Annotated in this window: 8 protein-coding genes and 1 pseudogene; 7 read left to right on the top strand and 2 right to left on the bottom strand. The window is 71.4% G+C overall.

The features are described from left to right. Window positions 1-1,026: 1,026 nt before the first annotated feature. On the bottom strand, window positions 1,027-1,353 hold the full coding sequence (locus H5399_RS07950) for a hypothetical protein (RefSeq protein WP_182782457.1): 327 nt from the start codon (window positions 1,351-1,353) through the stop codon (window positions 1,027-1,029). 135 nt (window positions 1,354-1,488) lie between these two features. Here H5399_RS07950 and H5399_RS07945 point away from each other — a divergent pair, with 135 nt between their 5' ends. Both H5399_RS07945 and sucB read left to right on the top strand, forming a co-directional pair. Next, window positions 1,489-2,889, top strand: coding sequence for a dihydrolipoyl dehydrogenase (locus H5399_RS07945; RefSeq protein WP_182782456.1), 1,401 nt, complete (start codon window positions 1,489-1,491; stop codon window positions 2,887-2,889). Between the two features lie 50 nt (window positions 2,890-2,939). Beyond that, window positions 2,940-4,745, top strand: coding sequence for a 2-oxoglutarate dehydrogenase, E2 component, dihydrolipoamide succinyltransferase (gene sucB, locus H5399_RS07940; RefSeq protein WP_182782455.1), 1,806 nt, complete (start codon window positions 2,940-2,942; stop codon window positions 4,743-4,745). Between the two features lie 70 nt (window positions 4,746-4,815). Here the strand turns inward: sucB and H5399_RS07935 are convergent, their stop codons facing one another. Further along, on the bottom strand, window positions 4,816-5,676 hold the full coding sequence (locus tag H5399_RS07935) for a MerR family transcriptional regulator (protein WP_182782454.1): 861 nt from the start codon (window positions 5,674-5,676) through the stop codon (window positions 4,816-4,818). Between the two features lie 128 nt (window positions 5,677-5,804). Between H5399_RS07935 and idi the strand changes: the two are divergent. The 5 genes and pseudogenes from idi to H5399_RS07915 form a co-directional block, all read left to right on the top strand. Next, window positions 5,805-6,347: pseudogene (idi, locus tag H5399_RS18495) on the top strand (isopentenyl-diphosphate Delta-isomerase); the annotation flags it as partial. A gap of 30 nt (window positions 6,348-6,377) precedes the next feature. Further along, window positions 6,378-7,466, top strand: a complete 1,089-nt coding sequence (locus H5399_RS07930; protein WP_370585720.1) for a polyprenyl synthetase family protein — start codon at window positions 6,378-6,380, stop codon at window positions 7,464-7,466. Further along, window positions 7,463-8,974, top strand: a complete 1,512-nt coding sequence (gene crtI / locus H5399_RS07925) for a phytoene desaturase family protein (protein WP_182782452.1) — start codon at window positions 7,463-7,465, stop codon at window positions 8,972-8,974. Before H5399_RS07930 ends, crtI begins: the two co-directional genes overlap by 4 nt. Then, a complete protein-coding gene (locus H5399_RS07920) occupies window positions 8,971-9,876 on the top strand; it encodes a phytoene/squalene synthase family protein (protein WP_182782451.1) in 906 nt (301 codons plus the stop codon). The genes crtI and H5399_RS07920 overlap by 4 nt, the downstream gene beginning before the upstream one ends. Window positions 9,877-10,032: 156 nt before the next feature. Beyond that, complete coding sequence (locus tag H5399_RS07915; protein WP_182782450.1) at window positions 10,033-10,365, top strand: GIY-YIG nuclease family protein; 333 nt, start codon at window positions 10,033-10,035, stop codon at window positions 10,363-10,365. Window positions 10,366-10,493 lie beyond the last annotated feature (128 nt).

Below are 10,493 nucleotides of genomic sequence, written 5' to 3'. Positions count from 1 at the left end.
GGAGGTGGGAGTCGAGGCCCGGGCGGCCGTTATCCACGGTCTGGCTGCTGCTGCGGTCTGGTCATTACCCGGGTGATCGAGGCCGCCCGGGCCTCGACTCCCACCTCCCTGCACTTTGTTTCCCGGTGGCATGGTCGGGTCAGGGCGTGTGCCCGCAGGGCGGCCCTGGCATAGGTGTGCCCAAGCGGGACGCCAGTTGAGTGATCCTCGGGCTGGGCAGCCCGACGCGCAGCCGCCCTGCCGTCCCCCACCCTCGCGCACATCTCACGATCCGCCCTGCCACCCCCGCGCACACCTCGCGCACATCTCGCGCACATCTCGCGGCGGCTCGTCTGAGGGCGGCCGGCCCTGTGGCGCCTGCGGTAAGTCTGGCCGCCCGCGCTACAGCGCCGGCGGCCGAACTCAGAACAGGCGGCCGCGGAGCGCCTGCGATCTAGAGCAGGCGTCGAGACGCAAGCCAGGCGACGAGACATAAGCCAGGCGACGAGACAGGACAGCGCGGCGGCGGGTGGTGGGGGCTGGGCGCCTGCGGTAAGTCTGGCCGCCCGCTCTACAGCGCCGGCGGCCGAACTCAGGACAGGCGGCCGCGGGGCGGCGGGTGGTGGGGGCCGGGGCAGGTTGGGTGGGCGTTGATGACGGTCGCGGCAGCGCGAAGCGCCGCCGCCGGCATCATGGGCGGCCCGGCCCCCACCACACGCCGCCAACACGACCACAGCAACTCAGACCACCGCCGGCATCATGGGCGGCCCGGCCCCCACCACACGCCGCCAACCCGACCACAGCAACTCAGACCACCGCCGGCATCATGGGCGGCCCGACCCCCACCACACGCCGCCAACCCGACCACAGCAACTCAGACCACCGCCGGCATCACGGGCGGCCCGGCCCCCACGACACGCCGTCACCCGACCACAGGTCCCGTAGGCAAGATGGGTCAAGTCCCTTGCCAGCTCACTTTCCTTAGGCATCGAGGCCGCTCCGCGGCACCTCAGCCCGCGGGGGGAGGCCGACGGCTCGGGACGGGGGTTACTGGCGGGCGCGCTTCGCGCGGAGGCCGTACTCGCGCATCCGTTTCGGGTACGGGACCACGCCGGCGTCGTAGCACGGGATGTTGCAGCGGGCCGCGAACTCGTAGCCGTAGGCCGCGCTCGGCAGGCCGCGACGGGTGGACTCGCCGTCAGCCGCCACGAGCAGCAGCGACGGCTTGTTGAACGACGTGGGCTGTTCCACCCACGCCTCCACGCCTCGGCGGGTGGCGACGAAGTGGGTCAGGTGATCGCGCAGAGCATCCGGCACCTGGCGATCCTCCCGTGCCACCCGTGCCTCGCGCCGTCGCCGTCGAAACCAACCCACGGGCCAATTATGCCGAGTCGACGAAACCGCCGGTCCCCGCGGTCCGCCACGTTGCGTCTCCGACGCCCGGACGGCCACCTCGAGCGCCGTCGAAGTCCACCACCAGCGCTGAGGCGCCATGGAAGACTGGGCCGCATGAGCGACCCCTTTGACGTGGCCATCCTCGGCGCCGGCTCAGCCGGCTACGCCTGCGCCCTGCGCGCCGCCCAGCTCGGGCTGCGGGTGGCCCTCGTCGACGACACCGCCCTCGGCGGCACCTGCCTCCACCGCGGCTGTATCCCCACCAAGGCATGGCTGCAGGCGGCCAAGGTCCGGCGGACGGTGGCGAAGGCGCCGTCGTTCGGGATCGCGGCGACCCTCGGCGAAACGGACGCCGGAGGGATCCGGCGCTACGCCGACGGCGTCGTCGACGGCCTGCACCGCGGCTTGGAGGGGCTGATCTCACAGCGCGGCATCACGGTGATCCGCGAGCGCGGCACGCTGACGGTCGACGACCGCGGCCCGGGCATCGAGACCGGCGCCATCGTGCACCGTGCCCGCGCCGTCGTCGTGGCGACGGGGGCCGCGCCCGTGACGCTCGGCCTCGCGGTCGACGGGGTGCGCATTCTCACCAGCGACCACGCGCTCCGCCTGGAGTCCCTCCCCGAGCGGGCCGTCGTGCTCGGCGGTGGCGTGATCGGGGTGGAGTTCGCGTCGCTGTGGGCGGATCTGGGGGTCGCGGTGACCCTCGTCGAGGCCATGGACCGGCTGCTGCCCGCCGAGGAGCCGGGGCATTCCCGGATCCTGGCCCGTGCCCTCAAGGGTCGCGGGGTGGACGTGCGGCTGGGCGTGGCCGTCGACTCGGCCGAGGCCACCGACGACGGGGTGGCGGTGCGGATCGAAGGCGAGACCCTCCACACGGAGCTGCTCCTGGTGGCTGTAGGGCGGCGCCCCGCCACCGACGGCATGGGGCTGGCCGAGTCGGGCGTGGAGATCGGCCCGCGCGGGCACCTCGTCGTCGACGAGCACCTCCAGACCCGCGTCAAGGGCGTGTTCGCGGCGGGAGACGTGGTGGCGGGGCCGCAACTGGCGCACCGCGGCTACGCGCACGGGATCTTCCTGGCGGAGCGGATCGCGCACCTGCAGGGCAGGCACCACGAGCGGCCGGCGCTGCCCCGCGACACCGACATCCCCCGCGTCACCTACTCCAGCCCCCAGCTGGCCTCGGTGGGCCTCACCGCGGCGGAGGCCGGGCCCGAGGCCGACGTCGTCGACTACCACCTCACCGGCAACGGCCGCGCCCAGATCCTGCGTGCACCCGGGGAGCGCGAGACCGGGGTGGTGCGGTTGGTGCGACGATCGGGCGGCGCCATTGTCGGCATGCACGCGGTGGGCGAGGACGTGGCCGAGCTGATCGCCGAAGGAAGCCTCCTGGTGGGCTGGAACGCCACTCCCGAGGACCTCGCCGGCATCGTGCACCCGCACCCGACCCTCAGCGAGGCGATCGCCGAAGCGAACTGGGCGTTGGCCGGCCGGGCACTGCACATGCACGCCTGAATCGCATATAGGCTGGGGGCAAATCGCGGTATGCAAAGGAGCCATCTCACATGTCAACCGAAGTAACTCTCCCGGCGCTGGGCGAATCCGTCACGGAAGGCACCATTTCCCGCTGGTTGAAGGCAGTCGGAGACACCGTCGAAGTCGACGAACCACTGCTCGAGGTCTCCACCGACAAGGTCGACACTGAGATCCCCAGCCCCATCGCGGGCACCCTGCTCGAGATCCGCTTCCAGGAGGACGACGTCGCGGAGGTGGGTGCAGTCCTCTGCGTCGTCGGTGACGCCGACGACGCGGGCGAGGCCCCCGCCGCTCCCGCCGAGGAAGCCGCCGAACCCGAGCCTGAGCCTGAGCCAGCCGAGGAGAGCGCCGAGGAGGAGCCCGTCGAGGCGCAGGAAGCCGAGGAAGCACCTGCCGCTCCTGCCAGCGAGCCGTCGGCCGCCGCTTCGTCAGCCGGCGTCGAGGTGACCCTTCCCGCGCTGGGCGAGTCGGTCACCGAGGGCACGGTGTCGCGATGGTTGAAGGAAGTGGGCGAGACCGTCGAGGCCGACGAGCCGCTCCTCGAGGTCAGCACGGACAAGGTGGACACCGAGATTCCCAGCCCCGTCGCCGGGACCCTGCTGGAGATCCGCTTCAAGGAAGACGATGTGGCCGAGGTGGGCGCCGTCCTGGCGATCGTCGGCGAAGCCACCGCCGCCCCGGAGCCGAAGCCCGAGCCCAAGCCTGCGCCCGCAGCGAAGCCCGAGCCCAAGCCCGCGCCCAAGGCCGAACCAGCGGCCAAGGCTGAGCCCGCTTCGGCGCCGAAGACCGAGCCCGCTCCGGCCGCTCCGAAGCAGGAGCACTCACCCGCCGTCGAGGCCGCCGTCGCACGGCGCGCCGAAGAGGCATCAGCCGACGGCACCTACGTCACGCCGCTGGTGCGCAAGCTCGCGAAGGAACACGGCGTGGAGCTGTCCAGCGTCAAGGGCACCGGCGTCGGTGGCCGCATCCGCAAGCAGGACGTGATCGAGGCGGCTGAGGCAGCCAAGGCCGCGGCCGAGGCGGCGAAGGCCGCCCCCGCTCCGGCCCCCGAGGCCCCGAAGGCCGCCGCTCCGGCAGCCGCCGCCCCGAAGGCCTCGGCGCCCACCGCTCAGGTGCGCGGCACCACGGAGAAGCTGTCGCGGCTGCGCAAGACGATCGCGGCGCGGATGGTGGAGTCGCTCCAGGTCTCGGCCCAGCTCACCGCCACCGTCGAGGTGGACGTCACGGCCGTCAGCCACATCCGGACCCAGGTCAAGGACGATTTCAAGAAGCGCGAGGGCGCATCGCTGTCCTACCTTCCGTTCATCACGATGGCCGCCGTCGAGGCCCTCAAGCAGTTCCCGATCGTCAACGCCACCATCGACACGGAGGCGGGCACCGTCACCTACGCCGACGGCGAGCACATCGGGCTCGCGGTGGACACCGAGAAGGGCCTCCTGGTGCCCGTCATCAAGGACGCGGGAGACCTCAACCTCACCGGCCTGGCGAAGAAGATCGCGGACCTCGCGGCCCGCACGCGCGCCAGCAAGGTCACCCCGGACGAGCTGTCGGGTGGCACGTTCACCATCACCAACTACGGCTCGGCGGGCACCCTGTTCGACACGCCCATCATCAACCAGCCGCAGGCGGCCATCCTCGGCACCGGCGCGCTCGTCAAGCGCCCGGTCGTGGTCGAGGACCGCTTCGGCAACGAGTCCATCTCGGTGCGGCACATGATGTACCTGTCGCTCAGCTACGACCACCGTCTCATCGACGGCGCGGTCGCGGCCAGGTTCCTCTCCACCGTCAAGTCGCGCCTCGAAGAGGGCGACTTCGGGGGCGAGTTCGGCCTCTGAGCCACCACCGATCAACGACGAAGGGGCGCCATCCTGCGGGGTGGCGCCCCTTCTCGTTGCAGTCGGAAGGTCAGATGCGTCCGGCCGCGAGGCTGATGTGGAGGATCGATGCCGCCTCGGCCACCGCGTCGGGCAGCTGGTGCACCCCGGAGACGGAGGTCCGGTGGGACCCGCCCACCCACACCGACAGAGGCGGCGACACCGCGGCCAGCTGATTCACCACCGCCTGCGCGGGCTCGACGAAGCGCTCCGAGGTCACCCCGATCACCGCGGCCCGCGCGCGGCGACCGTCGGCCGCCCGGACCCACTCCTCCACCGGGATGTCGGAGCCGAGGTAGACCACGTTGACGCCGCGACGACGCAGGCAGGTGGCGAACGTGAGCAGCGCCAACTGGTGCCGGTCCCCAGCGGGAAGCCCGACGAGCACCGTCGGGCCGCCAGTGACGGCCGGCGCGGCGTCGAACTCGGCCGAGATCGCCCGCATCAGGCCGGCGCTGGCGAAGTGCTCCTGCGCCACGGACAGCTCGCCGCTCTCCCAGGCGTCACCGATCCGGGCCAGCTGCGGCCGGATCCAGCCGTCGGCCACCTCCTCGAACGGTCCGCTGGCGAACGCGCGCCGCAGCACGTCGTCGAGTTGAGCCGGCTCCAGCGACGCCGCGGCCGCGACGAACGCCTCGGGTCCCGGACGGCCCGAAACCGTGGAGTCCCCGGCGCCCGGCAGCCCTCGCACCGCCTCAGCCGCCCGCGATGCCGGCACGCCCGCCTCGACGAGCGAGGCCATCTCCCGGAGCGCCCCCACCTGTGAGTCGTCGTAGAGCCGGTATCCGCCGGGCGTGCGCGATGGGCGCACCACGTCGTAACGGCGTTCCCACACCCTCAAGGTGGCCTCAGCCACTCCAGTGAGCGCGGCCACCTGCTTGACTGTGTACATTCGCACGTCCCTCCAGGCCAGTCTGATGCACACCGTACCAAAGGTTGAACAAACCTTCTGCAAGGCGTTGCATCCGGGTGCCGTTTTCGCTATCGTCGTGCGAAAGGTTGAACAAACATTGGACACTCATGATCGCTGACACGAGCTCACCCAGACCGCGAGGCCGCACAGCCCAGCGCGACGACGTGGTCCTCCTCGACGAGGACGGCATGCCCATCGGCCGCGCCGACCGCATGCAGGTGCACTCCACCACCACGCCGCTCCACCTGGCCTTCTCCACCTACGTGTTCAACGCCCATGGCGAGGTGCTCGTCACCCGCCGCGCCCTGGCCAAGAAGACCTGGCCGGGCGTGTGGACCAACTCGTGCTGCGGGCACCCCAAGCCCGGCGAGTCCCTCGAGGACGCGGCCCGGCGCCGGATCCGCGAGGAGCTGGGCCTCAACGTCGGCCCCCTCGTCAGCCTCCTTCCGGACTTCCGCTACCGCGCCGTCGACGCCTCGGGGATCGTGGAGAACGAGATCTGCCCCGTCTTCGCGGCCTTCGTGCCCGACGAGCAGCCCATCGCCAACCCCGACGAGGTCTCCGAGTGGGCCTGGGTGCCCTGGGAGAACCTGTCCGCGGCCATCACCGCGACACCTCACGTCTACAGCCCCTGGGCCGCCCTGCAGGTACCCCAGATCGCCTCGGCGCACCCCGACGCCGTGTGGAGGCCCGCGCCGCCCACCATCGACGTCGGCGCGGCCATCGCGGACGTCGACGCCCTCCTCGCCGCGGAGGTCAACACCCTCACCGTCGAGTGGCAGAGCTACGCCGGAGACCTCGGCCTCGACGTGCTCGAGGCGGACCTGCCACGCTGGCTCGGCGGCCTGCTGGTGGGCCACGGCAAGCGGCTGCGCGTGGCCCTGGCCTACTGGGGTTTCATCGCCACCGGCGGGACCCACGGCTCCTCCGGGTACCGCAACCTCATCCGCTCCGCCTCCGCCCTTGAGACCCTGCATCTCTTCGCGCTCATCCACGACGACGTGATGGACGAATCGGACTCCCGACGCGGGCGCCCGTCGGCCCACGTGGCCTCGGCGGGCTGGCACCGCGCGGCCGGTGCCTCCGGCGACGCGGAGGTCTTCGGCCGCAACATGGCGATCCTCCTGGGCGACCTCGCCCACACCATCTCCGACCGACTCGTCGACGGCCTCCCGCAGCCCCTGCGCGAGGTCTGGTACGCGCTGTCGGTCGAGCTCATCGCCGGGCAGCGCGCGGACCTCACCGGCGCCGCAGCGGCCCGCCGCGACCGTGCCCATGCCGAGCACATCGCCCGCGCCAAGACCGGCCGCTACACCGTGGCCAGGCCCCTCCAGATCGGGGCCACCGCCGCCGGCGCCAATCCCGCCGTCGTCGCCACCCTCATGGAGTGCGGCGACCATCTCGGCCGCGCGTTCGCGCTCCGCGACGAATACCTCGGTGTCTGGGGAGACCCAGACATCACCGGCAAACCCGCCGGGGACGACCTCCTGGAAGCGAAGGCAACCGTGCTCCTCTCCCTCGCCGAGGACCGCCTCAGCGGCCCCGACGCCCACCTCCTCAGCCGCCTCGGCGCCCCCGACCTGGCACGCGAGGACGTCGACCGTCTCGCCGACGCCATCCGCGCCGCGGGCGTGGCCGACGAGCTCGAAGCAATGATCGCCGCGGCCGTCGACGACGGGCTGGCCTGCCTGGAGATGCCCCCACTCGTGGCGGCCGGCGTGGCCGGTCTGCGCGAAGCCGCCGGCTCGCTCGCCTGGAGGCAGTCATGAGCCGCGGACGACGGATCCCGGGGAAGTCCGGCGCGCAGCGCCACGTGGCCGTGGTGGGGGCGGGGCTCTCCGGCCTTGCCGCCGCGATGCACCTGGCCGGCGACGGCTACCGGGTCACCGTCCTGGAGCGCGAGGCCATTCCCGGCGGCCGCAACGGCCTGCTGGAGAAGGACGGCTTCACGTTCGACACCGGTCCCAAGGTCTTCACCATGGTCTCCCTGCTCCAGGAGGCGTTCAGCGCCGTCGGGAAGCGGGTGCCGGACTACGTCACCCTCAAGCAACTCGATCCCGCCTACCACGCGCACTTCGCCGACGGCTCCACCCTGCTCGTGCGCGCCGGCCACGAGGCCATGCGCGCCGAGATCGCCGCGCACAGCGGCGCGAAGGACGCGGCCGCGTTCGACAAGTTCGTGGTGTGGCTCAAGCGGCTCAACGATGTGGAGCTCCCGCATTTCATCGACGCCAACTTCAACTCCCCCCTGAGCCTGTTCCGGTCTCCGATGGCCGCGCTTGAGCTGATCCGGCTGGGCGGGTTCGGCCGGCTGGGCCCGGCCGTCGCTCGACGGTTCGACGACGAGCGCCTCCATCGGATGTTCAGCTTCCAGGCCATGTACGCGGGCCTGGCACCCGCCCAGGCGCTGGCGCTCTACGCCGTGATCACCTACATGGACTCCATCGAGGGAGTCTTCTTCCCGGAGGGCGGCATGCACGCCGTCCCGCGAGCCATGGCTGCGGCGGCCGCAGACGCTGGCGTCGAGTTCCGCTACTCCACCCCCGTGGAGCGGGTGGAGCGGCGCGCCGACGGCTCAGCGGCAGGGGTGCGCCTTCCGGGCGGCGAGGTCCTGGCGGCCGACGCCGTCGTGGTGACAGTGGATCTCCCCGTCGCCTACGAGCGCCTACTACCCGACGTGCGTGCGCCTCGGGTGGCACGCAACGGCCGGTACTCCCCCAGCGCGCTGGTGTGGCACGTGGGCGTCCGCGGCACGCTGCCCGACGGCGTGGGGCACCACAACATCTACTTCGGCAAGGCGTGGGACGAGTCCTTCCGGGAGTTGCTCGACGGCGGGACGGCAATGACGGACCCGTCGCGGTTCCTGTCCGTGCCGTCGATCGACGACCCGGCTGCAGCTCCCGAGGGGTGCCACGTCCTCTACTACCTGGAGCCCGTGCCCAACCTCAAGGTGGGGCGCCTGGACTGGGACGTCGAGGGACCTCGCCTGCGGGAGCGGATGCTCGGCTCGCTCGAGAAGATGGGCTACCCCACCGACATCGTCACCGAGGAGCTCGTCACCCCGGTGGACTGGGAGCGCCAGGGCATAGCGGCGGGCACCCCGTTCGCGCTGGCCCACACCTTCCCGCAGACCGGCCCGTTCCGCCCGAAGAACGTGGATCGTCGCGTTCCCGGCCTGGTGTTCGCCGGGTCCGGCACCACCCCGGGGGTCGGCATCCCGATGGTGCTGGTGTCGGGGAAGCTGGCTGCGAAGAGGGTCGCGGAGATGGGGCGGTGAACGCATCCCTGGACGCCGGCTACCGGCGGTGCGCCGAGCTCACCCGGGAGTACGGCACCACCTACTACTGGGGTGCGCTGCTGCTGCCGAAGTCCCAGCGCAAGGACGTGTACAGCGTCTACGCGCTGTGCCGGCTGGCCGATGACATCGTCGACGAGCCGGACAAGGTGCAGGCTGACGACGCCGCGGTGCCGCGCGACGGGACCCCCCAGGAGCGGCTCGCAGCGTTCCGCGCCACGTTCTTCGACTCCCTGGCCCGCGGAACTGCCGATCAGCCGGTGATGGCGGCCATCGTCGAGAGCATCAACCGGCGGGGAACCGATCCGGAGTGCTTCGAACGGTTCTTCGACGCAATGGCCTCGGACTTCACCCAGGACACGTGGGAAACGTGGGAGGACCTGCGCGACGGGTACATGGAGGGCTCGGCCGCGGTGATCGGCGAGATGATGCTGCCGGTGCTCGAGCCCCTCACCCCGGAGGCGATGGGGCCGGCGCGGGCGCTGGGGCAGGCGTTCCAGCTCACCAACTTTCTGCGCGACATCAACGAGGACCTGGACCGCGGGCGTGTTTATCTGCCTCAGGAGGATCTGGCCAGGCACGGCGCGGATCCGTGGCTCCGCCGCGTCACGCCGCAGTGGCGGGCGATGATGGCCGAGCAGGTGGCCCGAAACCGGGAGCTGTACGCCGAAGGGGTCCGGGGGCTCGACATGTTGCCGCCGGCCTCCAAGCGCTGCGTCGGGACCGCGCTCGTCCTGTACAGCCGGATCCTGGACCGGATCGAGGCCGCTGACTACGACGTGTTCTCAGGCCGGATCCGGGTGCCGAACCGGGAGAAGTTGAGTGTCGCGGTGAGGGCGGTCGTGGGGGCGATGCCGTCGGTCAGCTTCGCCGCCGCCCACTGACCCTTCGGACCCTTCCCCGCTGGTTGAGCCGGGCCAAGTCGCGAAGCGGCGCAGCCCGCGTCGAAACCGACCCGAACCTGGCGCACGGACTCGCAAGTTATCCACAGGTGGGCGCATTGCCCTTGCCTGACGCTGTGTCGCAGCCACGATGGGGGCATGCCATTCACCTACATGCTCCAATGCTCCGACGGGAGCTTCTACGTCGGGTCGACCTGGGACCTCGGGGAACGGGTCACGCAACACATGTCGGGTCGTGGCGCCACGTACACCAGCCGTCGGCGACCCGTGCGCCTCGTCTGGGCCCAGGAGTTCGAGCGAATCGATGAGGCGTTCAACGTCGAGAAGAAGATTCAAGGCTGGGGCAGGGAGAAGCGGATCGCGCTGGTTGAAGGTCGGTACGGCGACTTGCCCGGCTTGGCTCGCAAGGGTCGCCAGACTCAGCCGTGTGAGATCTCGGATGGGGCGCGCGCACGTCTCGATTCCGACTGACGGTGCCGAGAGGCTGCCGGACCGCTGCCGGGTCACCGTTGACCCGGTGCTGGGGTCTTGCTGGAGGGTTGCGTCGGGTTTCGACGCGGGCTGCGCCGCTGAGCGGCTTTGCCCGGCTCAACCCAAGT

Origin of the sequence: Tessaracoccus sp. MC1627 (genome assembly GCF_014164725.1) — a bacterium.
Taxonomy (GTDB): domain Bacteria; phylum Actinomycetota; class Actinomycetes; order Propionibacteriales; family Propionibacteriaceae; genus Arachnia.
Note: the sequence above shows the minus strand (reverse complement) of the source record. Positions and strands in the feature narration are given on the sequence as shown.

Bases quoted from the DNA above. Each gene is read 5' to 3' on its own strand.
- H5399_RS07945 (WP_182782456.1), top strand. From the start codon at position 1,489: ATGAGCGACCCCTTTGACGTGGCCATCCTCGGCGCCGGCTCAGCCGGC.
- sucB (WP_182782455.1), top strand. From the start codon at position 2,940: ATGTCAACCGAAGTAACTCTCCCGGCGCTGGGCGAATCCGTCACGGAA.
- H5399_RS07935 (WP_182782454.1), bottom strand. From the start codon at position 5,676: ATGTACACAGTCAAGCAGGTGGCCGCGCTCACTGGAGTGGCTGAGGCC.
- crtI (WP_182782452.1), top strand. From the start codon at position 7,463: ATGAGCCGCGGACGACGGATCCCGGGGAAGTCCGGCGCGCAGCGCCAC.
- H5399_RS07915 (WP_182782450.1), top strand. From the start codon at position 10,033: ATGCCATTCACCTACATGCTCCAATGCTCCGACGGGAGCTTCTACGTC.